Below are 24191 nucleotides of genomic sequence, written 5' to 3'. Positions count from 1 at the left end.
CTGCGGCAAGGTGTCGCCATGACGACGACCGCACCGCATCCGTCCCCCGCGCTGGACCCGGCGCTGGTGTCCCGCCTGGCCGCCCTCGTCACCGCCGCTCCCGACCGGCCCCGCCAGGCCTCGCACGCACCGTTCACCGGCGACGTGGTCGGCGAGGTGCCCACCTGCACCGCCGACGACGTGCGCGAGGCGCAGCGCCGGGCGCGCGCCGCGCAGGCCGAGTGGGCGCGCCGCCCGATGGCCGAGCGCTGCGCGATCATCCTCCGCTACCACGACCTCGTGCTCGAGCGGCAGGAGCAGATCCTCGACGTCGCCCAGGCCGAGACGGGCAAGGCGCGGGTGAGCGCCTTCGAGGAGCTGGCCGACGTCGCCATGACGGCGCGGTACTACGCGAACACCGCGGCCAAGCACCTGCGGCCGACCCGCCGCCAGGGCGCGCTGCCAGTACTCACGCAGACGACCGAGCACCACCACCCCAAGGGCCTGATCGGCGTGATCAGCCCGTGGAACTACCCGCTGACCCTCGCCGTCTCCGACGCCATCCCGGCCCTGCTGGCGGGCAACGGCGTGGTGCTCAAGCCCGACGCGCAGACGCCGTTCACCGCGCTGATCGCCGTCGAGCTGCTGTACGAGGCCGGCCTGCCGCGGGAGCTGCTCCAGGTCGTCACCGGCGCCGGCCGGGTGCTCGGCACCCCGCTGATCGACGGCGTCGAGTACCTGATGTTCACCGGCTCCACCGCCACCGGGAAGGTGGTCGCCGAGCAGTGCGCCCGCCGGCTGATCGGCTTCTCCGCCGAGCTCGGCGGCAAGAACCCGATGATCGTGCTGGCCGACGCCGATCTGGGGAAGACGGTCGAGGGTGCGATCCGGGCCTGCTTCTCCAACTCCGGGCAGCTGTGCATCTCGGTGGAGCGGATGTACGTGGAGGACGGCATCTACGACCGCTTCGTGCCGGCGTTCGTCGAGCGGGTGAAGGCGATGCGGCTGGCCGCCGGGCTGAACTGGGACGCCGAGATGGGCTCGCTGGTGAGCCAGGACCAGCTCGACGTCGTCTCCCGGCACGTCGACGACGCGGTCGCGAAGGGCGCGCGCGTGCTCGCCGGCGGCAAGGCGCGCCCGGACCTCGGGCCGCTGTTCTACGAGCCGACCGTGCTCGAGGGCGTCACCGACGAGATGGAGCTGGCCCGCGACGAGACCTTCGGGCCGGTCGTCGCGATCAGCCGGGTGCGGAACGCCGAGGAGGCCGTCGAGCGGGCCAACGACACCGAGTACGGCCTCAACGCCAGCGTCTGGTCCTCGCCGAAGCGCGGCGCGGAGATCGCCACCCGCATCCGCTCGGGCACGGTGAACGTGAACGAGGCCTACGCCGCGGCCTGGGCGTCGCACGACGCCCCGATGGGCGGGATGAAGGACTCCGGTGTCGGCCGCCGGCACGGCGCCGAGGGGATCCTCAAGTACACCGAGTCGCAGACCGTCGCCGTCCAGCGCGGACTGCCGGTCGGCCCGCTGCCCGGCCTGCCGCTGGACCGCTACGCGAAGGTGATGACCGCCGGGCTCAAGGCGCTCAAGCGCGCCCCGTTCATCCGCTGAGACGCACGAGAGCGCCGGCCCCGCGGCGTGCGGGACCGGCGCTCTCGTGCGCGGTGTGGATCAGGCGCTGACGGTGGGCGGCACCATCGAGGCGTTCACCAGCGGCGTGCGGTCCCAGGCGCGGTGCATGCCCAGGGCGGCGATGGTCTCGGCGGCCATCGCGGCGCTCGCCTTCTTGCCGGTGATGACGCCGGGCGCCTTCGGGTAGATCCCGGCGGCGCGGAGCACCTCGACGCCGTCGCCCCAGGCGCCGATGCCCTTCAGGTGGCGGAACGCCTCCTGCAGCATCACCAGGGCGCGGAAGTCGCCGTCCTTCGGTGCGCCGTCGGCGACGACGATCGCGTCGAACTCGATCGACCGGCCGGTGGCGAAGGTCCGCTCGACGATCTCCACGTCCTTGCCGCTGACCAGCTGGCCGCCGTGCGGTGCGATCACCTTGACCTGCGCACCCTCGGCCTCGAGCGCCTTGCGCAGCGTCGCGATGCCCTTGAGGTCGGCCTTCGGGCCGGCGACGACGCCGACGATGCGGCCGTCGATCGGGAACGGCGTCGGCTTGATCTGGCGCAGCGCCGGGGACTCCAGCCGCACCTTCTCCGCCTTGATCTTCTTCGGCACCGGCAGGCCCAGGCCCGCGGCGACCTGAGCGCAGAGCTTCTCGTCGATCCGGGCCAGGATCATGAGCGCCCGCTCCTTGATCGACTGCTCGAAGCACTTGCCGAGCTCGAAGGTGTAGGCGTCGATGACGTGCTGCTGCTCGATGCTGGTGAGGCTCTTGTAGAACATCGCCGGCTGCGAGAAGTGGTCGTCGAAGGATGCCGGCGCGCTGCGGCCGACCTCGCCGTGGACCGCCCGCGGCACCTGCACGTAGCCGCCCTCGGACCAGTCGGCCGGGAACGGGCTGCCGCCGTCCACGCTGTTCGGCGTGTACGGCGCCTGCCCCTGGTGGACGGCGTGCTGGTGGAAGCCGTCGCGGGTGTTGTCGTTCACCGGGGCGTGCGGCCGGTTGATCGGGATCTGGGTGAAGTTCGGCCCGCCGAGCCGGCTGAGCTGGGTGTCCAGGTAGGAGAAGTTGCGGCCCTGGAGCAGCGGGTCGTTGGTGCCCTCGATGCCCGGGACCAGGTGGCCGGTGTGGAAGGCGACCTGCTCTGTCTCGGCGAAGAAGTTCGTCGGGTTGGCGTTGAGCACCAGCTTCCCGATGGGCTGAACCGGGGCGAGCTCCTCCGGCACGATCTTGGTCGGGTCGAGCAGGTCGATGCCCTCGAAGGTCTCCTCCGGGGTGTCGGGGAAGACCTGGATGCCGAGCTCCCACTCCGGGAAGGCGCCGGCCTCGATGGACTCGTACAGGTCGCGGCGGTGGAAGTCGGGGTCGACACCCGCGGCGATCTGCGCCTCCTCCCAGGTGAGGGAGTGCACGCCGAGCTTCGGCTTCCAGTGGAACTTGACCAGCACCGTCTCGCGGTCGTCGTTCACCAGTCGGAAGGTGTGGACGCCGAAGCCCTCCATCGTCCGGTAGCTGCGCGGGATGCCCCGGTCGCTCATGTTCCAGATCGCGTGGTGGGTCGCCTCGGTGTGCAGGGTGACGAAGTCCCAGAAGGTGTCGTGCGCCGACTGCGCCTGCGGGATCTCGTGGTCCGGGTGCGGCTTGCCGGCGTGGATGACGTCGGGGAACTTGATCGCGTCCTGGATGAAGAAGACCGGGATGTTGTTCGCGACGAGGTCCCAGGTGCCTTCCTTCGTGTAGAACTTCGTCGCGAATCCGCGGGTGTCGCGCACGGTGTCGGCCGAGCCGCGCGATCCCAGGACGGTCGAGAAGCGCACGAAGACCGGCGTCTCCAGGCCCTTCTCGGCCAGGACGGCGGCGCGGGTGACCTTCGATGCGGTGCCGTAGGCGGTGAAGACGCCGTGGGCGCCGGAGCCACGGGCGTGCACCACGCGCTCCGGGATCCGCTCGTGGTCGAAGTGCATGATCTTCTCGCGGAGGTGGAAGTCCTCCAGCAGCACCGGGCCGCGGGGGCCGGCCTTCAGCGAGTGGTCGGTGTCGGGGATGCGGACGCCGTTGGGCGTCGTCAGCTTGTCGCCGGCCTGCGCCCGGGGGTCGCGGCCGTCCTTGGGCCCCTCGTAGCCCACCCCGGTCGGGCTCACGGTGCGGGGGGCGGACGTGTTCGGCTTGCGCGTGGGGGGCACGGGTCTCCTCGGGGAATCGACTTTTTCGATCTTCGCGGCGCTACCCGGTTGGTTGACCTGCGCAAACGATCGCTTCCGTGCAGCGGGAGACTTCCCCGGGGCGGCTCCCGTGCGGCAGGCTCGGCGCGTGACCGACATCGCCGCCCTCGGCCTGGCCGGGCTCATGACCGGTTCCGGCATCGGCCACGCCGTCGTCCCCGGGTACTTCCGCGGGCTGATCCCGGACTGGGTCCCCGCGCCGGGTGCGGCCGTTGCGGTGAGCGGAGTCCTGGACGTGCTGGCGGGTGCGCTGATCGCCGTCCCGTCCACCCGGGTTCCCGGCGGATGGCTGGCGGCCGGGCTGGTCACCGCCTACCTGCCGGCCCACCTCGACCCGATCCGCCGGATGGGGACGGCCACCCGCGCCTACGACCGGGCGCCGGGCATCGCGGCGCGGGTGCTCGTGAACGTGGGCTACATCGGCTGGGCGGTCGCGGTCGCCCGCGCGGCCGGCCGCGTGTCCGACAGTCCTCGTCCGGTGTGACCCCGGCGGCCACGGGTAGGGCGGCTCCCGTGGCAGTGGAGAGCGCGCGCGAGGAGCTGGGCGACACCGACGCCCCGGCCGAGGACGAGCTGGTGGAGGCGTTCGACCGGATCGTCGCCCAAGGGGCGCAGCGGCTGCACCGCACCTGGCGCGAGGTGCTGACCACCGGCCTCGCCGGCGGGCTCGAGGTCGGGATCGGGGTCGTGGCCCTGCTGGCCGTGTACGCCGAGACCGGCAGCCACCTGCTCGCCGGGCTGGCGTTCAGCGTCGGCTTCATCGCCCTGCTGCTGGCCCGCAGCGAGCTGTTCACCGAGGGCTTCCTCGTGCCGGTGACGGCGGTCGTCGCGAAGCGGGCGAGCGTCGCCCAGCTGGCCAAGCTGTGGGGCGGCACCCTGGTGGCCAACCTCGTGGGCGGCTGGCTGGTCATGTGGGTCGTGGTGCACGCGCTCCCGGAGCTGGGCCCGGTCGCCGTCGAGTCGGCCACCACCTTCGTCGACGCACCACTGGACCTGACCGCGGTGTGCCTCGCCCTGCTGGCCGGCAGCTCGATCACGCTGATGACCCGCATGCAGCAGGGGGCCGAGAGCGAGGGCGGGAAGATCGTCGCCGCGGTCGCCGGCGCCTTCGTGCTCGCCGGGCTGGTGCTCTTCCACTCGATCCTCGACTCGCTGATCATCTTCGCCGGCATCCACGCCGGCGGCCCCTTCGGTTACGGCGACTGGCTCGCCTGGTTCTGGTACGCGACGCTGCTGAACATGGCCGGCGGACTGCTGGTCGTCACGTTGCTGCGGCTGGTGCGCAGCAAGGACCTCATCGAGCGCGAACGGGACGACGTCGCAGACGGTCGGTGAGCGCGCGCCTCCGGTACACGGAGGAGCCGCTTCCGCGATGCTGACCGCGTGATCGAGCTGCGCGGGCTGACGAAGCGGTACCGCACCCGCGTCGCCGTCGACGCGCTCACGGTCACGGTCGAACCGGGCCGGGTCACCGGCTTCCTCGGGCCGAACGGCTCGGGCAAGACGACGACGATGCGCTGCATCCTCGGGCTGACCCGCCCCACCGAGGGAACGGCGACCGTGCTCGGCCGGCCCTACCGCGAGCTGTCCCGGCCGATGCGACGCGTCGGAGCGCTGATCGACCCGCGGGCCCGGCACCCGGGCAGGTCGGCCTACGCGCACCTGCTCGCCCTGGCGCAGAGCAACGCCCTGCCGCGCACCCGGGTCGACGAGGTGATCGAGCTGGTCGGCCTGGACGCGGTGGCGCACGACCGGGTGCGCGGCTTCTCCCTCGGCATGGGGCAGCGGCTCGGCATCGCCGCGGCGCTGCTCGGCGACCCCGACGTCCTGCTGCTCGACGAGCCGGTCAACGGCCTGGACCCCGAGGGCATCCGGTGGGTGCGCGAGCTGCTCCGCTCGCTGGCCGACGAGGGCCGCACGGTGCTGGTCTCCAGCCATCTGATGAGCGAGATGGAGGACACCGCCGACCACCTGGTGGTGCTGGGGCGCGGGCGGCTGCTCGCCGACGTCCCCATGACCGAGCTGCTGGGAGCGCACGCCGCCGTCCGCGTCCGCAGCCCGCAGGCACCGCTGCTCGCCTCGGCGCTGCAGCGCGCCGGCGGGCACGTGGAGCTTGAGATCGACGGGGCGCTGCGGGTCGAGGGCCTCGAGTCCGACGAGATCGGGGACATCGCCTTCCTCACCGGTGCGCGGGTGCACGAGCTCGCCCGGATCACCGCCTCGTTGGAGGCCGCCTACCTCGAGCTCACCGGTGACGAGGTCGAGTACCGCGGAGTGGCGCCGTGAGCCGCGGCGTCCCGTTCGGCGCGGTGGTCGTGAGCGAGTGGACCAAGCTGCGGTCGGTGCGCTCCACCTGGGTGTGCACCGCGCTCTACCTGCTGGTCGTGGCGACCGGGGGCTGGTTCGGGGCGGCGATCACCCAGTCCGCGCCGCGGGCGGACATCGCGGTCAGCTCGGCGCTCACCGGTTTCGGGTTCGGTCAGGTGCTCGTGGTGGTGCTCGGTGTCCTCGCCGTCACGAGCGAGTTCCGGACGGGCATGGTGCTGACGTCGCTGACCGCCGTGCCGGGTCGCGGGCGGCTGCTGATGGCCAAGACCGTCGTCGTCGTGGTGTGGACCGTGCTGCTCACCGCCCTGCTGGCGCTGTTCTGCTGGTTCGCCGCCACCCGGCTCACCGCCGTCGAAGGCGGCATCCAGCTGACCGATCCGGCGGTGCAGCGCCAGCTGCTGCTGCAGGTCGCCTGCGCCACCCTCACCGCCGTGCTGGCCGTGGGCCTGGGGGCGCTCGTGCGTTCCTCGGCCGGCGCGCTGGGCGCCGGTCTCGGCGTCATGCTGGTGCTCCCCCCGGTGCTGGCCATCATGGGCAGCGACCAGAGCCGGGACCTCGCCCGCGTCCTGCCGGTGTTCCGGGTGGGCGACGAGGCGTTCTTCTCGGTGGCGACGTCCTGGCAGCACGGCCTGCTGGTGCTGGGCGTCTGGGCGGCCGCCGCCTGGGTCCTCGGCGTCGTCCTGCTGTCCCGCCGGGACGTCTAACCGGCAGTGGCGCGGCGGATGGCCGAGACGTACCGCGCGGTCGATGCCCGCTGCAGCAGCAGGCTCGCCGGCCCGGCCAGCCGCGCGGCGGGGGAGGCGAGCCGGAAGAAGACCCGGATCCGGTAGACGACGTCGCCGTCCTCGGTCAGCCGCACGGTGAACCGCTCCTCACCGCTCTCCGGATGGCCGGGCAGCGTGCCGTAGGAGAACCCGCGCAGGTCGCCCTCGGTGCTCGCCCACACCACCCGGCAGGGGATGTCGTAGCCGAACCGGGGCAGCCCCGCGGTCAGGACGACGACGGTGCCCGGTGTGCTCGCCGGGCCGGTGGCGCGGATGCGCAGCCCCACCCCGCGCTGCGCCCGCCAGCCGAACACCGCTGCCGCCGCCCGCTCCAGGGCAGCGGGCCCCGAGCCGACGACGGCGGAGTGCTCGGCCAGGTGGTAGCCGGGTGGGAGCAGGTCCTCGCCGGTGCCGCCCACCTCGGGGTAGGTGAACGGCACGTCGACGAGCGCGGCGGGGTCCAGGGCCCGGAGCAGTCCCATCTACAGCTGCTGGGCGATGACCTCGTCCGCCGGCGTCGGGCCCGGGGGAGTGCCGTCGCCGAACGGGCGGCCGCCGAGGGACTCGCGGCCGTGCGGGGTGGTCAGCCCGGAGAGGTCGGGGCCGGCCGGCACGACCCGCGTCGGATTGATGTTGGCGTGCACCTCGTAGTAGTGCCGCTTGATGTGGTCGAGGTCGACGGTGTCGCCGAAGCCCGGCGTCTGGAACAGGTCGCGCAGGTAGGCCCAGACCACCGGCATCTCGGTGATCTTGTTCCGGTTGCACTTGAAGTGGCCGTGGTAGACGGCGTCGAACCGGATCAGCGTGGTGAACAGCCGGATGTCGGCCTCGGTGATCGTGTCGCCGACCATGAACCGCTGACCGGCCAGCCGCTCCTCCAGCCAGTCCAGGCAGGCGAAGACGCGGGTGTAGGCGTCCTCGTAGGCCTCCTGGGTGGTGGCGAACCCGGCCTCGTAGACGGCGGCGTTGAGGTCCTTGTAGATCCGGGCGTTCACCTCGTCGATCTCGCCGCGCAGCGCCTCGGGGTAGAGGTCGGGGGCGCCCTCGCGGGCGAGGGCCCGCCACTCGGTGGCGAGGTCCAGGGTCACCTGGAAGACGTCGTTGGTGACGACGGCGCCGGTGGGCACGTCGACGATCGCCGGAACGCTGATTCCGCCGTCGTAGGTCGGGTCGGCCTTGTGGTACGCGTCAGCGAGGAAGGCGATGCCGAGCACCGGGTCGACGTCGCCCGGGTCGAGCGTGAACCGCCAGCTGCGGTCGTCCTGGATCGGATCGGTGACCGCCACGCTGATGGCGTCCTCCAGGCCCATCAGCCGTCGGGTGACCAGCGTGCGGCTGGCCCACGGGCACGCCCGGCTGACGACGATCCGGTAGCGACCGGCCTCGGCCGGCCAGCCGTCGCGGCCGTCGGCGGTGATCCGGCCGGTGAAGTGGAACGGCTGCCGCTCGTAGCGGCCGTCGTCGGTCGTCGGAGGTGCACTGTTCGCCACGCTCCCAGTCTCCACGCGCGGGGCCCGGACCGCCTGCTCGTCCCCGGTCGTCAGCTCGTGCGGGAGACGGCCAGCCGCTCCTCGAGGGCCGCCACGCAGGGGGCGACGTCCTCGAACGGCTGCGGACGGGCCAGCCAGTAGCCCTGCGCGTCGTCGCAGCCGAGGCGGCCCAGGTCGTCCCAGGCAGCGCGCGTCTCGACCCCTTCGGCGACCACGCGCAGCCCGAGACCGTGCGCGAGCTCGATGGTGCTGCGGACGATCGTGCGGTCGCTCGCGTCCAGCTCCATGGTCTGCACGAACGACCGGTCGATCTTGAGCGTGCCGACCGGGAGCCGCGTCAGATAGGCCAGCGATGCGTGGCCGGTGCCGTAGTCGTCGACCGACAGCGCGATGCCGGTGTCGCGCAACCGGTGCAGGACCTCCAGGGCCCGGCCGGGGTCGCGCATGGCCACGCTCTCGGTGATCTCCAGCTCGAGGCAGGAGGCCGGCAGGTCGAGGTCGCGCAGCAGGGTGGCGATCCGGTCGGCGAGGCCGGCGTCGAACAGCCCGCGGACGGAGAGGTTGACCGCGACGGTCAGGTCCAGCCCCGCCTCGCGCCACCGGCGGCAGGCAGCCAGGGCGTTCCCCAGGACCGCGTCGGTGAGCGGACCGATCAGCCCGGTCTGCTCGGCCACCGGGATGAATTCCGACGGCGGGACCAGCCCGCGGACGGGGTGCTGCCACCGGACCAGGGCCTCGACCCCGAGCGTGCGGCCGTCGGACAGGCGCACCCGGGGCTGGTAGTGGACCACCAGTTCGCCGTCCCGGATGGCGCGCCGCAGGTCGGCGATGAGGGTGAGCTGCGCCCGGCTGTCGGCGTCCATCGACGGCCGGTAGACGGTCACCCCGGCGTGCTCCTCCTTGGCCGCGTACACCGCCACGTCCGCGTGCCGGAGCAGGTCGGCGGCCGTGTCACCCTCGATCGCGACGCCGCAGCTCCCCTCGAGCTCCAGCACCGTCCCCTCGACGGTCACGGGGCGGCCGACCACGGCGAGGGCCTGCTCGGCCACGCGCTCGGCGTCGGCCTGTCCGCGACCGGGCAGCAGCACGGCGAACTCGTCGCCGCCCAGGCGGCCGAGCACGGCGTCCACCGGGAGCTCGCTGCGCAGCCGGCCGGCGATCCGGACGAGCAGCGCGTCGCCGATCGAGTGCCCGAGGACGTCGTTCACGTCCTTGAAGCGGTCGAGGTCGATCAGCAGCACGGGGACAGGTCCGGCCTCCCGGGCGCGGGAGAGCTCCTCCAGCAGGGCGGAGCGGTTGAGCAGCCCTGTCAGGTCGTCGTGGCGAGCGCGGTGCAACAGGTCCCGCTCCGCGGCGTCCCGGGAGAGGTACTCGGCCTTGAGGTCGTCGGACCGGCGCTTGCCGAACACCATCATCAGCAGGTGCGAGAAGGCGAGGAGGAGCACGACGTGCGCGACGGGGCCGGTCAGCCGCTCCGGCAGGTCCCAGACGACGGCGGCGACGCCGAAGAGCACGGTGAGGGTCACCACGGCCAGCGCCTCCCGCAGGACGCGGCGGCGCAACGGTGCCAGGCGGGACGAACCCACGGTCATCCGTCCCCTCTCTCGTCGTCGGGTTGGTATCGGCTGTCCCGCGACCGGGGTTGAGTGGATCGGACGGGCGGTTCCCCCGCTCGGGTGGCGCCGCCTCGGAGGTAGGTTGACCAGCACTGTGCTGCCCGCCGTCACCGCCACCCGCTACGTCACCCCGCTGCGCGAGGGTGGCTCCCTTCCTGGGCTCATGGAGGCCGACGACCTCGGCACCTACGTGGTGAAGTGGCGCGCCGCCGGTCAGGGCGTGCGGGTGCTCGTCGCCGAGATCGTGTGCGCCGGAATGGCCCGCGCGCTGGGTCTTCCGGTGCCCGCGCTGGTCACGGTGGACGTCGCCCCCGAGCTCGCGGTGGGGGAGCCCGACCACGAGGTGCAGGAGCTGCTGCAGCGCTCGGCCGGGCGCAACCTCGGGCTGGACTACCTGCCCGGGGCGCTGGACTTCGAGGCCGGCGCCGACGGCGTGGACCCCGAGCTCGCCGGCCGGGTGCTCTGGTTCGACGCGCTGGTGGGCAACGTGGACCGCTCCTGGCGGAACCCGAACATGCTGTTCTGGCACGGCCGGCTGCAGCTGATCGACCACGGCGCCGCGCTGACGTTCCACCACAACTGGCCCGGCGCCGAGGCGGCGATCACCCGCCCCTACGACGCCTCCACCCACGCCCTGATCGAGTGCGCGCCGGACGTGCCCGCCGCGGACGCGGCCCTGGCCGCACAGGTCACCCGGCCGCTGCTCGAGGCCGTGCTCGCCGAGGTGCCCGACGAGTGGCTCGAGGGAGCCACCCCGGACGAGCCGGCGCACGCCGTCCGCAACCGGTACGTGGGGCAGCTTCTGGCGCGGCTGGCGGCCCGTGACGCGTGGCTGCCCGGGCTGGTGTCCGCGGCGGCGACGGGTGGCGCCGGCCGGCGCCGCCCGAAGGTGGGGGAGAACCGGCCCGGCTGGCTGGGACCTCCGCCGCCCGAGGGGATGACCCAGCGATGAGGCACGAATCGCTGCAGAGGGCAGAGCGATGACGCGGGACACCTTCGAGTACGCGGTGCTGCGCGTGGTGCCCCGCATCGAGCGCGGGGAGTCGCTCAACGCCGGAGTCCTCGTCTACTGCCGGCAGCGCGACTACCTGGGATCGAAGCTGTACCTGGACGCCGACCGGCTGCGCGCGCTCGACCCCACCGCGGACCCGGCGGCGATCGGCCGGGCGCTGCAGGCCGCGGCGGACGTCTGCGCGGCCGACCCGGGTGCCGGGGCGGCCGGGCGGGAGGCGCTGGGTTCGCGGTTCCGCTGGCTGACGGCGCCGCGGAGCACGGTCATCCAGCCCGGGCCGGTGCACACCGGGCTCACCACCGACCCTGAGGCCGAGACCGAGCGCCTGCTCGGGCTGCTGGTGCTGCCCGTTCCCGGCTGACGCCCGGATCGGTGGTCAGGAGGTCATCCCGGGTTCATGCGGTGGCCACTCCCGCGTGGACCGGGCGGGGTTTGCTGCGGGAGCCCGCCTCCCGCGCGACCAGAGGGACCCGATGACCGACACCCAGGAGCCCCGCTCCCGTGCGCTGCTGCCGTTCCTGAGCACCGTGCGGCACGGCAGCCGCAGCCACGTGACCTGCTTCTACAAGTGCGGCAACGCTTGCGACGCCGCCGTTCCCAACCAGAGCGACAACCCCACGTTCGCCGACGTCGTCCAGACGGCGTTCAGCCGGCGCAACGTGCTCAAGGCAGCGGGCGCGAGTGCGCTGCTCGTGGTGGCCGGCCCGGCGCTCTCCGCGGCGGCGACCGACCGTGGCCCGGGTGGCCGCCCGGGAGCCGGCGGCCGGAGCGGCGCGCTGACCTTCCGGCCTGTGCAGCAGAACGTGCTCGACGAGCTGGTCACCGCCCCCGGGTACCGCTACTCGGTGGTGATGCGCTGGGGCGACCCGGTGGAGTTCGGCGCCCCGGAGTTCGACATCGACCGGCAGACGCCGCAGGCCCAGGCGAAGCAGTTCGGCTACAACTGCGACTACATCGGCCTCCTCCCGCTGGACGACCGCGACCGCGAGGCGCTGCTCGTGGTCAACCACGAGTACACCAACGAGCAGCTGATGTTCTCCGGCGTCGCGAGCGAGTCCGCGCCGACGACCGCCCAGCAGAAGAAGATCGCGATGATGGCCCACGGCATCTCGGTCGTGGAGGTCCGGCGGCACGGCAACAGCGGCGAGTGGCGGCCGGTGCGCAACGGGAAGCGCAACCGCCGGATCACCGCCGAGACCCCGATGGAGTTCACCGGCCCCGCGGCCGGGTCGGAGTACCTGAGGACGAAGGCCGACCCCCGCGGGCGGACCGTCCTGGGCACCCTCAACAACTGCGCCGGCGGTCAGACCCCGTGGGGCACGACGCTGCACGGCGAGGAGAACTTCAACCAGTACTTCGGGCCTGTCTCGGGGCCGGTGGCCGACCCCGAGCGGCGGCTCGCCCGGTACGGGATCTCCACCACCGCTCCGGCCGGGCGCCGGTGGGACGAGGTGGACCCCCGCTTCGACATCGCCCGGGAGCCGAACGAGGTGAACCGCTTCGGCTGGGTCGTCGAGGTGGACCCCTACGACCCGACGTCGCGGCCGAAGAAGCGCACGGCGCTGGGGCGGTTCAAGCACGAGGGCGCGAACGTGCGGATCGCGGAGGACGGCCGGGTCGTCGCCTACTCCGGTGACGACGAGCGCTTCGACTACATCTACAAGTTCGTGTCGAAGAAGAGGTTCCGGCAGGGGCACGACCGGGCTGCACGCGCGCACAACCTGACGCTGCTCGACGAGGGCGACCTGTACGTCGCGCAGTTCACGGGAGACTCCCCGCCCGCGGAGATCTCCGGCACCGGCACGCTCCCCGCGGACCGCGAGTTCGACGGCACCGGCCGCTGGATCCCGCTGGTGAAGGACGGCCGGTCGAAGGTGCCGAACCGCGACGTCGCCTGGGTGCTCACCTTCACCCGGCTGGCCGCCGACGAGCTGAGCGCGCTCGGCCCCGCATCGGCGCCCACGAAGATGGACCGGCCCGAGGACATCCAGGTCAACCCGGTCAACGGCCGGGTGTACGCGGCGCTCACGAACAACACCAACCGCGGTATCGGCACCAACCCGAAGGCCGACGAGGCCAACCCGCGCACCGCCAACCGGCACGGGCACGTCGTCGAGTGGCAGGAGACGGCCGGAGCCGCGGGGGAGCGGTTCTCCTGGCGGATCTTCCTGGTGGCCGGCGACCCGACCGACCCGAGCACCTACTTCGCCGGGTACGACAAGTCGAAGGTCAGCGCCATCTCCTGCCCCGACAACGTCGAGTTCGACCCCGCGGGCAACCTGTGGATCTCCACCGACGGCAGCCCGAGCAACCTCCCGGGCAGCAACGACGGGCTCTACGCGGTCCCGACCGAAGGCCCCGAGCGCGGGCTGGTGAAGCGGTTCCTCACGGTGCCGTTCGGCGCCGAGTGCAGCGGGCCGTTGATCTCCCGGGACGCGCGGTCGGTGTTCGTGGCCGTCCAGCACCCCGGTGAGACCAACGGGTCGACGGTCGACTCGCCGTCCAGCACCTGGCCGGACCGGCGCCGGGTCAGGCCGTTCCCCCGGCCCAGCGTCGCCGTGGCCTACCGCGAGGACGGCGGCCGGGTCGGCAGCTAGCTGCTTCCCTCGGCGGGGTCGGCGGGCAGCAGCGCGTCGATGCGGCGGGCCAGCTCCAGGTCCAGCTCGCTGACCCCGCCGGCGGAGTGGCTGACCAGCGTCAGGTGCAGCGTGCGCCAGCGCAGGTCGACGTCGGGGTGGTGATCCATCTCCTCGGCGACGTCGGCGATGGACACGATCGCGGCGACGGCGTCCCGGAAGCTCGGCAGCTTCACCGAGCGGCGGATGCCGTCGCCGTCGCCGGACCACAGCGGCAGGCCGTGCATCGAGGCGGCGAGCTCGTCAGGAGACAGGCGTGGTGGGCGAGGCACAAGCCCATGGTGACTGGTGACGTGCTGGAACGGCCACCCCCAGGGACCCGCGGCGCGCGGAGCGTGTCGCGGGGAGGGGGTGGTCCTTCTTCAGGTGTGGAGGCCGCACTCCGTCTTGCCACGGCCGGCCCAGCGACCGGCGCGGGGGTCCTCGCCGGGAGCGACCGGGCGGGTGCAGGGCGCGCAGCCGATCGAGCCGTAGCCGATCTCGAACAGCGGGTTCACCGGGATCTGGTGCTCGACGGTGTAGGCGTCGACGACGTCCTGGGTCCAGGCCGCCATCGGGTTGACCTTGACCATGCCGCGCTTGGCGTCCCAGTCGACCAGCCGCGTGCCCGCGCGGGTGGGCGACTCGTCGCGACGCACGCCGGAGCCCCACGCGGTGAAGCCGGCCAGCGCGTGCGCCAGCGGCTTGACCTTGCGCATGTCGCAGCACAGGTCGGGGTCGCGGTCGTGCAGCTTCGGGCCGAACTCGGCATCCTGCTGGGCCACGGTCTGCGGCGCGGTGACGTTGTGCAGCGTGATCGGCAGGACGCTGCTGATCCAGTCGCGGGTGCCGATGGTCTCGGCGAAGTGGTAGCCGGTGTCGAGGAAGACGACGTTGACCCCGGGGATGACCCGGCTGGCCAGGTGCGAGAGCAGCCCGTCGGCCATGGACGACGTGATCGCGAAGCGCGCGCCGAAGGTCTCCCCGGCCCACTGGAGGACGGCGAGCGCCTGCTCCACGGGGTCGCTGATGGCCTCGAACCGGGCGTCGGCCTCGGCCGCGAGCTCTGGCGTCGGCGCCACCGGCATGGTTGCTTCTGCAGCGGTCATCCCTGCACCCCCGTCGCGATCAGGCGGACCGAGAAGGCCCGCAGACACGCACTGCAGCGCCAGCCGGAGTCCTCGTGCGGAGTGAGGTCCTCGTCGCCGCAGTACGGGCAGTGGAACACCGGCAGCTGCCGGGTCCTTCCCGACGTCGGCTCCTCGCTCACAGCAACCAGTCCTCTTCCGCCCGGGAGACGTAGTGGGCGAAGGACTCGCCCGGCGTCTTCCGCTCCTGGAAGCCGCGCAGGACGCGCTCGCAGTAGTCGGCGGTCTCCGCCTTGGTCACCTTGTGGCCGCGGAACTTGCGGCCGAAGGTGGCCTCCACGCCGAGGTGCCCGCCCAGGTGCACCTGAAAGCCCTCGACCATCTCGCCGGACTCGTCCTTGACCATCGAGCCCTTGAAGCCGATGTCGGCGGTCTGGAACCGCGCGCAGCTGTTCGGGCAGCCGTTGACGTTGATCCCGATCGGGGTGTCGAAGTCCGGCAGCCGCTTCTCGAGCTCGGTGTAGAGGTCCTGCGCGTGCTGCTTGGTCTCGACGATCGCCAGCTTGCAGAACTCCAGGCCGGTGCAGGCCATGGTGCCGCGGCGGAAGGCGCTGGGACGCACCTGGAGGTCGTGGGCGGCGAGCGCGTCGACCAGCGCCTCGACCTCGTCGTCGGCGACGTCGAGGATGACCAGCTTCTGCTGGGTGGTCGTCCGGATGCGGCCCTGGCCGTACTCGTCCGCCAGGTTCGCGATCGTGGTCAGCAGCGAGCCGCTGATCCGGCCGGTGCGCAGCGCGAAGCCGACGGCGTTGAGGCCGTCCTTCTGCCGGCTGACGCCGACGTGGTCGCGCTGGTCGTGCTTGGCCGGCGCGGGAGCGGGACCGTCGGGCAGCTCCGCCTTCAGGTACTCGTCCTGCAGCACCTGGCGGAACTTCTCCGGACCCCAGTCGGCCATGAGGAACTTGATGCGCGCGCGGTTGCGCTGCCGGCGGTAGCCGTAGTCGCGGAAGACGCTCGTGCAGGCGGCCCACACGTCGGTGACCTGGTCGGGGCGCACGAAGACGCCGACCCGCTGGGCGAACATCGGGTTGGTGGAGAGTCCGCCGCCGACCCACAGGTCGTAGCCGGCCTCGCCGGCCTCGTTCACCACGCCCACGAAGGAGACGTCGTCGATCTCGGGCTCGGTGCAGTGGTCCACGCACCCCGACATCGACGTCTTCCACTTGCGCGGCAGGTTGCTGAACTCGGGGCTGCCGAGGTACTTCGCCACGGTCTCCGCGATGACGTCCGTGGCGTCGAGGACCTCGTCCTCGAGGATCCCGGCCATCGGGCAGCCGAGCATGACGCGCGGGACGTCGCCGCAGGCCTCCATCGTGGAGAGGCCCACGGACTCGAGACGGCGCCAGATCTCGGGCACGTCCTCGATGCGGATCCAGTGGTACTGCACGTTCTGCCGGTCGGTGACGTCGGCGACGTCGCGGCCGAACTCGGTGCTGATGCCGCCGATGACGCGGAGCGCGTCGCTGGTCAGCTGCCCGCCGTCGATGCGGGCCCGCATCATGAAGTAGGAGTCCTCGAGCTCCTCCGGCTCCAGGACGGCGGTCTTGCCGCCGGGGATGCCCTGGGCGCGCTGGGTGTAGAGGCCCATCCAGCGCATGCGGCCACGGAGGTCGCCGGGATCGATCGAGTCGAAGCCGGCCTTCGAGTAGATGTCGAGGATCCGCTGACGGACCTCGAGCCCGTCGGAGTCCTTCTTCATCCGCTCGTTGGGGTTGAGCGGCTCGCGGTAACCCAGCGCCCACTGACCCTGCCCACGCTGGGGCCGGTTGCTGGTGCGGGTGGGGGTGCTCACGTGGCTTGCTTCTTCCTGCGCTCCTCGCCGTCCGGCAGCGGGCCGGGAGACGGGGCGCTGCTGGATCGGGACGCAGCCGGAGGAGCTGCGCGGAGGAACCGGGTGTCAGCGCGCGGCGCGACAGGCGGCGCTGGAGACCAGCGCCAGATCGATGTGCAGGCGCGCCACGAGGAGCGCTCCGCGATCGGTCATGGCGCCGATCCTCCCATACCTCGCGCCAGAGGCGGCGTGAGTCAGCCGACGGGGGGAGCGTCGAGGGCCGCGCGGATGCGGGAGACCGACTCCTCGAGCGGGGTGACCGAGGTGTCGATGACCAGTTCTGCGCGGACCGGTGGCTCGTAGGGGTCGCTGACCCCGGTGAAGACGGCGATCTCGCCGGCGCGGGCCTTGGCGTAGAGGCCCTTCACGTCGCGGCCCTCGCACACCTCGAGCGGGGTCGACAGGTGCACGAGCACGAAGCGGCCGTGCTTCTCGACGAGCGTCCGGGCCTCCTCGCGGGCGGCCTCGTAGGGCGCGATCGCGGCCACCACGACAGTGCCGCCGTGCTTCACGACCTCGCCGGCCACCCAGCCGATGCGCCGGATGTTGAGGTCGCGGTCCTCCTTGGAGAACGTCAGCTCGCTGGACAGGTGCGTGCGGACGACGTCGCCGTCGAGCACGGTGACCGGCCGGCCCTCCGCCTCCAGCTGGGCGACCAGGGCGTCGGTGATCGTGGACTTGCCCGCGCCGGAGAGGCCGGTCAGGAAGACGGTGACACCGGGGCGCGGAACAGCGGTCATGGGTCCCAGTGTCGCCGCCGCGCCCGGAGGCGCGGGCGACCGGGTGCCCGGTCAGTCGCGGGACGGCTCGCTGAAGGAGCGCCAGGCGTTGTCGATCGCGACCAGCTCGGCGGCGTGCTCGGGAAGCTGCCCGGCGACGACGTCGGCCACGGTCACGCCCTCGAGCACCCGCCGGTAGGCCTCGCGCGCGGCGACCCAGACGCCGGCCAGCTCGGTGGCCGGCCCCGGGTAGGTGACGTCTTCGGGCCGCTGCCCGTGCACCTCGGCGAGGAACCCCTGCTCTACCCGCATGACCCGGGCGATGGAGATCTCCGAGGCCGGCAGCGCCAGCCGGTACCCGCCGTCGCGGCCGCGCTGGCTGGTGACCAGCCGGGCGTGCTGCAGGTCGGCGAGGATCGCCTGCAGGAAGCGGGACGGGATGTCCTGGGCGGCGGCGATCTTGTCGCAGGTGAGCGCCTCGGGCGCGGCCGCGGCCAGTTCGAGGACGGCTCGGACGGCGTAGTCGACCCTCGCGTTGATGCGCACGTACCCATAGTGCCGTGGTCTGGGAGAGTCCCCGCGTGCCGACGCTGCGTTTCACCACTGTGGTGGAGGCACCACTGACCGTCGCGTTCGACGTCGCGCGGGCCCTCGGGCGGCCATGGCCGTTCGACCTGGAGGAGGTCGGCTCGGTTCGACCGGAACGCGACGTCGCCTCTGCGATGATCGGCCGACGGGGTCGGGTCACCCACTCGCGCCGCTTCTCCGGCACCGCGGCGGGCACGCTCGTCGAGGAGCAGCTGGACTGGGAGCCCGGCAGTCCCGGCGGGTTCCTCCGCAGGCGCAGGATCGCGCGGGCGATGCACGCGCACCTGGACGCCTTCGCCGCCGCGGCCGAACGGCGCGCCCTGGACGTGGTGCAGGTCGTCGGGGCGGCGGTCGTCGACGCGGGCCGGGTCCTGGTCGCGCAGCGCTCGGGAGGCGTCTTCGACGGCCGCTGGGAGTTCCCGGGCGGCAAGGTCGAGCGTGGGGAGTCCGAACTCGAGGCCCTGGTGCGGGAGTGCCAGGAGGAGCTCGGCGTCACCGTCGTCCCGCGGGAGTTCGTGGGGGAGGTGCCGCTCGACGGCGTCGTCGCCGGAGGGGCGCCGGGCGCCTCGACGATGCGCGTCTGGGCGGCCCGCCTTCCCGAGGGCGAGCCGGTCGCGCACGAGCACTCCGAGCTGCGCTGGGTCGGCCCCGAGGAGCTGGACGCGATGGACTGGATCCCGGCGGACCGGCCGTTGCTGCCGGCGGTCCGGGCACTGCTCGCCGAGAACTGACGCCGAGAACCAACGCCGGGCGACGACGCGGGCGCCGTTCCCCGAGGGGAACGGCGCCCGTGCAGCGTGCCTGTCGAGGCCCCCTCCGAAGGGGGCTCCGCGGTTACTTGAAGGCGTCCTTGACCTTCTCGCCGGCCTGCTTCAGGTTGCTCTTCGTCTGGTCCTTCTGGCCCGCGGCCTGCAGGTCCTTGTCGTTCGTGGCGTTGCCGAGAGCTTCCTTGGCCTTGCCGCCGAACTCCTCGACCTTGTTGTTGGCCTTGTCCTCGTTGCTCATGGTGGGCTCCTTCCAGCCACGGGGGCACTACCCCGGTTGTCTCGGCCCGACACACCGCCGAACGGCAGGCCTGGGCGAACACCCGTCCGGGTGATCACCGCAACTAGGGTTCCCGCTCGGAGACAGCGCCCGCTTCGGACGAGAGGTGACCCGGTGACGTCGAGCGGGGTGCCGGCCTCCTCGGTGGACGGCGCCGCGGCGGAGTGCTCCCGGGTGGTCAAGACCTACCGGACGGCGACCGAGTCGGTGACCGCGCTGGACGGGGTCGACCTCGCGATCCCACGGGCCCGGCTGACCGTGGTGGTCGGACCCTCGGGAGCCGGCAAGTCGTCGTTGCTGCGGCTGCTGGCCTGCCTCGACCGGCCCGACTCCGGTTCGGTGCACGTCGGTGGACTGCGGGTGGACGGCTTGCGGGCCCGCGGCAGGCGGCGACTGCGCCGGCGGCACGTGTCCTACCTCTTCCAGCGGCCGGGGGAGAACCTGCTGCCCTATCTCGGCGCGGCCGAGCAGGTGCGGCTGGCGGCGTCGATGCGCGGTGCGGAGGTCGACGACGACGCGATCTCCGCCCTGCTGAGCCGACTGGGCCTGGGCGCCCGGGTGTCGCACCGGCCGGGCGAGCTCTCCGGCGGGGAGCAGCAGCGCCTGGCCGTGGCTTGCAGCGTGATCGGTTCCCCGACCCTCGTGGTGGCCGACGAACCCACCGCCGAGCTGGACTCCGCCGCCGCCGACCGGGTGCTCGGCGCGATGGGCGAGCTGGCGGCCACGGGTGTGGCGTTCGTCGTCTCCTCGCACGATCCGCGGGTGATGGCCGTCGCCGACGGCGTGGTCCGGCTGGACCACGGCCGGGTGCAGCAGTGAGCGCAGGCAGGGCCGGCGTCGTCGCCCGCTCCCTCGTCCGCACGTTCGCCCGGGGCGCGGAGTCCGTTCCCGCGCTGGCCGGCGCCGACCTCGTCCTCACCGGGGGAGAGGTGGTCGCCATCGCCGGCCCTTCCGGATCGGGCAAGAGCACGCTGCTGGCGGTCCTGTGCGGCTGGGACACGGCGGACTCCGGAACGCTCACCTGCACCGGATCCCTCGCCGGGCGGCGGCCCGCCGAGCTGACGTGGGCCGAGCTGGCCCTGGTGCCCCAGTCGCTCGGGCTGGTCGCGGAGCTGTCGCTCGCCGACAACGTGCTGCTGCCCGCGCGCCTGACCGGCGACCTCCCTGCGGCGGAGCGCCGCGGGCACGAACTGCTGGCGGACCTCGGCCTGACCTCGGTCGCCGGCCGGTATCCGCACCAGACGTCGCTCGGGGAGCAGCAGCGGGCGGCGGTCGCCCGGGCACTGGTGGCCGACCCCGCCGTCCTGCTCGCCGACGAACCGACGGCGCACCAGGACCGGGAGCACGCCGACGCCCTGCTGGAGCTCATCGGCGCGCAGGCGCGGCGCGGTTCGGCGGTGCTCCTGGCGACCCACGACGAGCAGGCCTGGCGGCGGGCCGACCGGGTGCTGCGGATGCGCGACGGCCGGATCGACGAGGGCCGGATCGACGAGGGCCGTATCCCGGACGGAGCGCCGGCATGAGGCTGTGGCGGCTGGCCCCGTGGCGCCGGGCGCCGTGGCTGGTGCTCGGCTCGCCGGTCACCGTGCTGGCCGTCGTCGTGGCGACGGCGGTCCTGGCCTGCGCCCTCGCCTCGGCGCCGCTGCTGCTCTCCTCGGCGCGCTCCGCCGCCCTGCAGGAGCAGCTGGCGCCGCAGTGCGCGGAGGCGGCGCGGCCGGCGACGTCGGTGACCCTGCGGTTCCCGCCCGGGACGTCGCCGGAGGTCCTCGCCGCGGAGGCGGACGCCCCCCGGCAGATCTGGACCGACCTCGGCCGGGAGCCCGAGCGGACGTTGCTCGTCCTCGCCTCCATCGGCGCCGCCGGCAATCCGCAGGGCGGGCTGCCGGTCCGGGACGCCCGGGGCACGCTGCTGACGCTGCCGGCCAACCTGCTGTGGCGGCCGGACGCCACCGAGCACGTCGAGGTCGTGGCCTCCGCCGGCGCCCAGGGGGTGTGGCTGCCGGCCTCCTACGCCGCGGCGGCGGAGGCGACGGTCGGGGAGTCGATCTCCGTGGCGGGCGTCGCGGTGCCGGTCGCCGGCGTCTACACCGACCTGTTCGACACCGGCGGCGGGCCGTACTGGTGCGCCTACGGCGAGCTGTACCTCAACGCGGCCTCGGCCGACGTGCCCCCGCCCGCGCTGCTGCTCGCCACCGACGAGGCGACGCTCACCGCGATCAGCAGCCGGGCCGGGCTGCTCGTCGTGACCGAGGCGGTGCCCACGCGAACCGCGGACCTCACCGTCGAGGTGGCCCGCGGACTGGTGGCCGAGCAGCAACGGGCGGCCCGGGCGGTGCCCGAGGGGAAGGCGACGACGCTGCTCGGGGCCGGGGAGAACGAGCAGCTCGACGCGGCGGTGGAGCGGGCCGAGCTCGTCGAGGCCGGACTGCGCGGCCCGGTCGTGGCCGTCGCCGCCGCCGCGGCGGTGCTGGCCCTCGTGCTCGTGGCTGCCTCGGGCGGCTTCTGGGCCGACCGCCGCAGCGCGGAGGTGCGCCTGCTGGCCGCCCGTGGCGCCGGCCCGGGCGCGCTGGCCGGCAAGGCGGCCCTCGAGCTGCTGGCGCCGGCGCTCGTCGGCGCGGCCGTCGGATGGCTGGCCGCCCGGCTGCTCGTGGGCGGGCTCGGCCCGGCGGACGATCTCGATCCCGCGGCGGTGGCCGCGGCGGCCGCGTTCGGCGCCGCGGCCTTCCTCGCCGGGCTGCTCGCCGCCGCCGTCGTCGCCGGGCTTCGGGCGCACGCCACCGTGGAGCGCCCGCTCGGGACAGCTCCCGGCCGGCTCGCCGCCGTGCCGTGGGAGCTGGCCCTGGTCGTGGCCGCGGGCGCCTGCTGGCTGCTGCTGGAGAGCCGGGACGCGATCGTGGTCACCGGCGGCGTGGCCCAGGTCAACGGGCTGCTGGTCGCCTTTCCGGTGCTCGCGATCGCCGGCGCCGCGTTGCTCGCGGCCCGGCTCGGCACCCGGCTCCTCCCGCGCCTGCGGCGGCGCGCCGCTCGCCTCCGCCCGCCGGTGTTCCTGGCGGTCAACCGGCTGGCCGCGGGTCCCGGCGCGGCTGCCGCGCTGCTCGTCGCGGTGACCGTGCCGGTCGCCGTCCTCGGGTACACGGCGACGCTGACCGCGGGCTCGCAGACCACGCTCGCCGCCAAGGTCGGCGTCCAGATCGGGGCCGACCGGGCGCTGATCTCGATCCCGCAGGTGACGCCGACGACGGCCACCGACGCCGTCGGCACCGTGCTGGACCGGTACGACGGCAGCGTCGTGGACGACGCCGGCACCGCGACCGACGTGCAGGTGCTCGCCGTCGACCCGGCGACGTTCGCCGGAACCGCCTTCTGGGACGGCAGCTTCGCCGACGTCCCGCTGGAGGAGCTGGTGGCCGCGCTGCGGGAGCCGGCGGAGGACGGGCGCATCCCGGTCGTGGCTGCGGGCCTGCCGCGCGGCGACGTCGAACTCCGGCTGGGCACCCTCCCGGTCGCCGCCGAGGTCGCCGGCACGGCGCGCGTCCTGCCCGGGCGCCGGACGGCGGAGCCCGTGGTGCTGGTGGCCGCCGACCGGCTGCCCGAGGTGCCGTCGGCGGCCGGCTCCGACCGGCAGTCCGAGCTGTGGACGAACGGACCCGAGGGGCCGGCGGTGGAGGCGCTCACCGACGCCGGTGGCCGGCTCGGCCGCAGTCTCGAGCCCGCCGACGTGCTGACCACCGCCGACTTCCTGGGCATCTCGTGGACCTTCGGCTACCTGTCCGCGCTGGCCGTGTTCGTCGGGCTCGTCGCCGCGGCAGGGCTGCTGCTGCACCTGGAGTCGCGCAGCCGGAGCCGGGTGGCGGGCTACGTCATGGCCCGCCGGCTCGGGCTCTCGCGGCGGGCGCACCTCACCTCGCTCGTCGTCGAGCTCGGCGCGGTCGCCGTCGCCGGGCTGGGGCTGGGCGCGCTCCTGGCCGCCGGCGCGGTCGCCGCGGTGCACCGGCGGCTGGACGTCGACCTGCTGCGCCCGCCGACGCCGCTGCTCGACGTGCCGTGGCCGGCGATCGGCCTCACCGTGGCCGGCGCGCTGCTCGTAGCGGTGCTGGCCGCGCGGTACGCGCAGGCTGCGGCCGACCGGGCCGATCCGGTGTCGGTGCTGCGCGAGGCGGCCTGACGCCGTGCCCTCAGGCGCGCGCCGGGGCCTCCGGGTCGGAGCCGAGGCGCTGGAACAACCAGAAGATCAGGACGGCGCTGAGAGCGGTCGCGCCGGCGAACGAGGCCACGCCGCCGTCGTCCACCCAGGCCCAGACCAGGCCGAGCAGGGGAGCGGCGACCGCGGGGACGGCGTCCACCCGGACCTGGCGCAGCAGCCCGATCGTCGGCCGGCCCGAGGTCGCGCGGGGCGCGCGTTGCTCGCCCCGCGGGACCTGGTCGCGGATCCGGCCGGACGGCCAGACCTCGGCCCCGTCGACGACCGGGAGGACCAGGCGGTCGGCGAGCGGATCCCCGTGCAGGTCGATGCGGCCGCCGGGTTCCAGACCGGTCAGCTCCGGCGTCCAGAACACCGGCAGCCACCGCGGCCCGCGGGCGGTCTCCAGCTCCAGCCAGCTGCGCACCAGGAGGCCGCGCCGGACGACCAGACGGGTCGCGGCGACCGAGCCGGCCGGCCGGGAGCGCAGTCCGCGGCGGGAGAGCGCCAGCAGCGCGGTGGCGCCGGTGGTCAGGAGGAGGACGACGGCGAGGACGGCCATCGACGCGACGAGATCCTGGACCCGGCGGGTGGCGGCGTCGCCGTCGGCGTAGACGGTGCTCGCGGGGCCGTCGGCCGCGGCCGGGTCGTAGCGCACGCGCACCTCCGCGCCCGGCTCGACGGCCACCGGCTCGGCCAGGACCAGCCGGCCCGTCCGCGCAGCGCCGTCCTCGTCGTCGAAGGTCACGAGCACGCCGCGCCCCTCCGGCGGCCGGCCGGCCTCCTGCACGCGGGCGACGGCGGTCGCGGTCGCGTCGGCGAGGGGCGCCCGCGCGCCGGGCAGCTGCACACCGAGGGCCACGATCAGCGCCACCCCGACGGCGAGCAGCGGGGCCAGACCGAGCACCAACTGCGTCAGGGCCCGCCGGTGCGGCCGGGCGGGAACTGGCGGGATCACGGGGCCATCGTCGCAGTACCCATCACGGTAGGTCACAGAAGGATGACGGTCGTGGACGCCCTCGCCGGGCGTACCTAGGGTTTGG

23 protein-coding genes are annotated in these 24191 nt (G+C 73.7%); 12 read left to right on the top strand and 11 right to left on the bottom strand.

Features of this window, described 5'->3' with window-relative positions; translation table 11 throughout:
* Positions 1-18 precede the first annotated feature (18 nt).
* Positions 19-1590, top strand: coding sequence for a succinic semialdehyde dehydrogenase (locus LBW97_RS05620; protein WP_224498433.1), 1572 nt, complete (start codon positions 19-21; stop codon positions 1588-1590).
* A 60-nt stretch (positions 1591-1650) separates the two neighbouring features.
* Here LBW97_RS05620 and LBW97_RS05615 read toward each other — a convergent pair whose 3' ends face one another.
* Positions 1651-3774 carry a catalase gene (locus tag LBW97_RS05615; protein WP_308010423.1) on the bottom strand — a complete coding sequence of 708 codons (2124 nt, stop codon included), beginning with the start codon at positions 3772-3774 and terminating at the stop codon, positions 1651-1653.
* A gap of 127 nt (positions 3775-3901) precedes the next feature.
* Here LBW97_RS05615 and LBW97_RS05610 point away from each other — a divergent pair, with 127 nt between their 5' ends.
* Genes LBW97_RS05610 through LBW97_RS05595 form a run of 4 tightly spaced genes read left to right on the top strand, consistent with a single transcriptional unit; the run spans position 3902 to position 6845 of the window.
* Positions 3902-4297: a hypothetical protein gene (locus LBW97_RS05610; RefSeq protein WP_224498432.1), complete on the top strand. Its 396-nt coding sequence runs from the start codon at positions 3902-3904 to the stop codon at positions 4295-4297.
* Positions 4298-4326: 29 nt separating this feature from the next.
* A complete protein-coding gene (locus LBW97_RS05605) occupies positions 4327-5148 on the top strand; it encodes a formate/nitrite transporter family protein (RefSeq protein WP_224498431.1) in 822 nt (273 codons plus the stop codon).
* Between the two features lie 48 nt (positions 5149-5196).
* Positions 5197-6099, top strand: coding sequence for an ABC transporter ATP-binding protein (locus tag LBW97_RS05600; protein WP_224498430.1), 903 nt, complete (start codon positions 5197-5199; stop codon positions 6097-6099).
* On the top strand, positions 6096-6845 hold the full coding sequence (locus LBW97_RS05595) for an ABC transporter permease (RefSeq protein ID WP_224498429.1): 750 nt from the start codon (positions 6096-6098) through the stop codon (positions 6843-6845). Before LBW97_RS05600 ends, LBW97_RS05595 begins: the two co-directional genes overlap by 4 nt.
* On the opposite strand, the gene LBW97_RS05590 is transcribed toward LBW97_RS05595, so the two are convergent.
* Genes LBW97_RS05590 through LBW97_RS05580 form a run of 3 tightly spaced genes read right to left on the bottom strand, consistent with a single transcriptional unit; the run spans position 6842 to position 9987 of the window.
* The gene (locus tag LBW97_RS05590) at positions 6842-7387 is read right to left on the bottom strand and encodes a DUF1990 family protein (protein WP_224498428.1); all 546 of its coding nucleotides are present in this window, start codon (positions 7385-7387) and stop codon (positions 6842-6844) included. The two genes, LBW97_RS05595 and LBW97_RS05590, sit on opposite strands and share 4 nt — an antisense overlap.
* On the bottom strand, positions 7388-8395 hold the full coding sequence (locus LBW97_RS05585; protein WP_224498427.1) for a glutathione S-transferase family protein: 1008 nt from the start codon (positions 8393-8395) through the stop codon (positions 7388-7390).
* A gap of 50 nt (positions 8396-8445) precedes the next feature.
* Positions 8446-9987 (bottom strand): bifunctional diguanylate cyclase/phosphodiesterase, encoded by a 1542-nt coding sequence (locus LBW97_RS05580; RefSeq protein WP_224498426.1) that lies wholly within the window; start codon positions 9985-9987, stop codon positions 8446-8448.
* A 106-nt stretch (positions 9988-10093) separates the two neighbouring features.
* On the opposite strand from LBW97_RS05580, the gene LBW97_RS05575 reads away from it, so the two are divergent.
* The 3 genes from LBW97_RS05575 to LBW97_RS05565 all read left to right on the top strand — a co-directional run bounded on the left by LBW97_RS05575 (position 10094) and on the right by LBW97_RS05565 (position 13620).
* Positions 10094-10963, top strand: coding sequence for a HipA family kinase (locus LBW97_RS05575; RefSeq protein ID WP_224498425.1), 870 nt, complete (start codon positions 10094-10096; stop codon positions 10961-10963).
* Positions 10964-10991: 28 nt separating this feature from the next.
* The gene (locus LBW97_RS05570) at positions 10992-11384 is read left to right on the top strand and encodes a DUF3037 domain-containing protein (protein WP_224498424.1); all 393 of its coding nucleotides are present in this window, start codon (positions 10992-10994) and stop codon (positions 11382-11384) included.
* 112 nt (positions 11385-11496) lie between these two features.
* Positions 11497-13620: a PhoX family phosphatase gene (locus tag LBW97_RS05565; protein WP_224498423.1), complete on the top strand. Its 2124-nt coding sequence runs from the start codon at positions 11497-11499 to the stop codon at positions 13618-13620.
* On the opposite strand, the gene LBW97_RS05560 is transcribed toward LBW97_RS05565, so the two are convergent.
* The 5 genes from LBW97_RS05560 to LBW97_RS05540 all read right to left on the bottom strand — a co-directional run bounded on the left by LBW97_RS05560 (position 13617) and on the right by LBW97_RS05540 (position 17882).
* On the bottom strand, positions 13617-13931 hold the full coding sequence (locus tag LBW97_RS05560) for a 4a-hydroxytetrahydrobiopterin dehydratase (protein ID WP_224498422.1): 315 nt from the start codon (positions 13929-13931) through the stop codon (positions 13617-13619). The genes LBW97_RS05565 and LBW97_RS05560 overlap by 4 nt on opposite strands.
* A 90-nt stretch (positions 13932-14021) precedes the next feature.
* A complete protein-coding gene (locus LBW97_RS05555; RefSeq protein ID WP_224498421.1) occupies positions 14022-14747 on the bottom strand; it encodes a phosphoadenylyl-sulfate reductase in 726 nt (241 codons plus the stop codon).
* A 157-nt stretch (positions 14748-14904) separates the two neighbouring features.
* Positions 14905-16578, bottom strand: a complete 1674-nt coding sequence (locus LBW97_RS05550; RefSeq protein WP_224498420.1) for a nitrite/sulfite reductase — start codon at positions 16576-16578, stop codon at positions 14905-14907.
* 233 nt (positions 16579-16811) lie between these two features.
* On the bottom strand, positions 16812-17357 hold the full coding sequence (gene cysC / locus LBW97_RS05545; protein WP_224498419.1) for an adenylyl-sulfate kinase: 546 nt from the start codon (positions 17355-17357) through the stop codon (positions 16812-16814).
* A 51-nt stretch (positions 17358-17408) separates the two neighbouring features.
* A complete protein-coding gene (locus LBW97_RS05540) occupies positions 17409-17882 on the bottom strand; it encodes an Rrf2 family transcriptional regulator (RefSeq protein ID WP_224498418.1) in 474 nt (157 codons plus the stop codon).
* 35 nt (positions 17883-17917) lie between these two features.
* On the opposite strand from LBW97_RS05540, the gene LBW97_RS05535 reads away from it, so the two are divergent.
* Positions 17918-18655 (top strand): (deoxy)nucleoside triphosphate pyrophosphohydrolase, encoded by a 738-nt coding sequence (locus tag LBW97_RS05535; protein WP_224498417.1) that lies wholly within the window; start codon positions 17918-17920, stop codon positions 18653-18655.
* Between the two features lie 103 nt (positions 18656-18758).
* Here LBW97_RS05535 and LBW97_RS05530 read toward each other — a convergent pair whose 3' ends face one another.
* Entirely contained in the window at positions 18759-18929 is a 171-nt protein-coding gene (locus LBW97_RS05530) for a CsbD family protein (protein WP_224498416.1), read from the bottom strand.
* 153 nt (positions 18930-19082) lie between these two features.
* On the opposite strand from LBW97_RS05530, the gene LBW97_RS05525 reads away from it, so the two are divergent.
* The 3 genes from LBW97_RS05525 to LBW97_RS05515 are packed head-to-tail and all read left to right on the top strand — an operon-like array spanning position 19083 to position 23133.
* Positions 19083-19787 (top strand): ABC transporter ATP-binding protein, encoded by a 705-nt coding sequence (locus LBW97_RS05525; RefSeq protein WP_224498415.1) that lies wholly within the window; start codon positions 19083-19085, stop codon positions 19785-19787.
* Positions 19784-20491 (top strand): ATP-binding cassette domain-containing protein, encoded by a 708-nt coding sequence (locus LBW97_RS05520; protein WP_224498414.1) that lies wholly within the window; start codon positions 19784-19786, stop codon positions 20489-20491. Before LBW97_RS05525 ends, LBW97_RS05520 begins: the two co-directional genes overlap by 4 nt.
* Entirely contained in the window at positions 20488-23133 is a 2646-nt protein-coding gene (locus tag LBW97_RS05515; protein ID WP_224498413.1) for an FtsX-like permease family protein, read from the top strand. Before LBW97_RS05520 ends, LBW97_RS05515 begins: the two co-directional genes overlap by 4 nt.
* 10 nt (positions 23134-23143) lie before the next feature.
* Here LBW97_RS05515 and LBW97_RS05510 read toward each other — a convergent pair whose 3' ends face one another.
* Positions 23144-24106, bottom strand: coding sequence for a DUF3592 domain-containing protein (locus LBW97_RS05510; RefSeq protein WP_224498412.1), 963 nt, complete (start codon positions 24104-24106; stop codon positions 23144-23146).
* Between the last annotated feature and the right edge of the window lie 85 nt (positions 24107-24191).

The organism is Blastococcus sp. LR1 (assembly GCF_020166105.1).
Taxonomy (GTDB): Bacteria; Actinomycetota; Actinomycetes; order Mycobacteriales; family Geodermatophilaceae; genus Blastococcus.
Note: the sequence above shows the minus strand (reverse complement) of the source record. Positions and strands in the feature narration are given on the sequence as shown.

Bases quoted from the DNA above. Each gene is read 5' to 3' on its own strand.
- LBW97_RS05565 (WP_224498423.1), top strand. From the start codon at position 11,497: ATGACCGACACCCAGGAGCCCCGCTCCCGTGCGCTGCTGCCGTTCCTG.
- LBW97_RS05515 (WP_224498413.1), top strand. From the start codon at position 20,488: ATGAGGCTGTGGCGGCTGGCCCCGTGGCGCCGGGCGCCGTGGCTGGTG.
- cysC (WP_224498419.1), bottom strand. From the start codon at position 17,357: ATGACCGCTGTTCCGCGCCCCGGTGTCACCGTCTTCCTGACCGGCCTC.
- LBW97_RS05555 (WP_224498421.1), bottom strand. From the start codon at position 14,747: ATGACCGCTGCAGAAGCAACCATGCCGGTGGCGCCGACGCCAGAGCTC.
- LBW97_RS05620 (WP_224498433.1), top strand. From the start codon at position 19: ATGACGACGACCGCACCGCATCCGTCCCCCGCGCTGGACCCGGCGCTG.
- LBW97_RS05580 (WP_224498426.1), bottom strand. From the start codon at position 9,987: ATGACCGTGGGTTCGTCCCGCCTGGCACCGTTGCGCCGCCGCGTCCTG.
- LBW97_RS05590 (WP_224498428.1), bottom strand. From the start codon at position 7,387: ATGGGACTGCTCCGGGCCCTGGACCCCGCCGCGCTCGTCGACGTGCCG.
- LBW97_RS05530 (WP_224498416.1), bottom strand. From the start codon at position 18,929: ATGAGCAACGAGGACAAGGCCAACAACAAGGTCGAGGAGTTCGGCGGC.
- LBW97_RS05570 (WP_224498424.1), top strand. From the start codon at position 10,992: ATGACGCGGGACACCTTCGAGTACGCGGTGCTGCGCGTGGTGCCCCGC.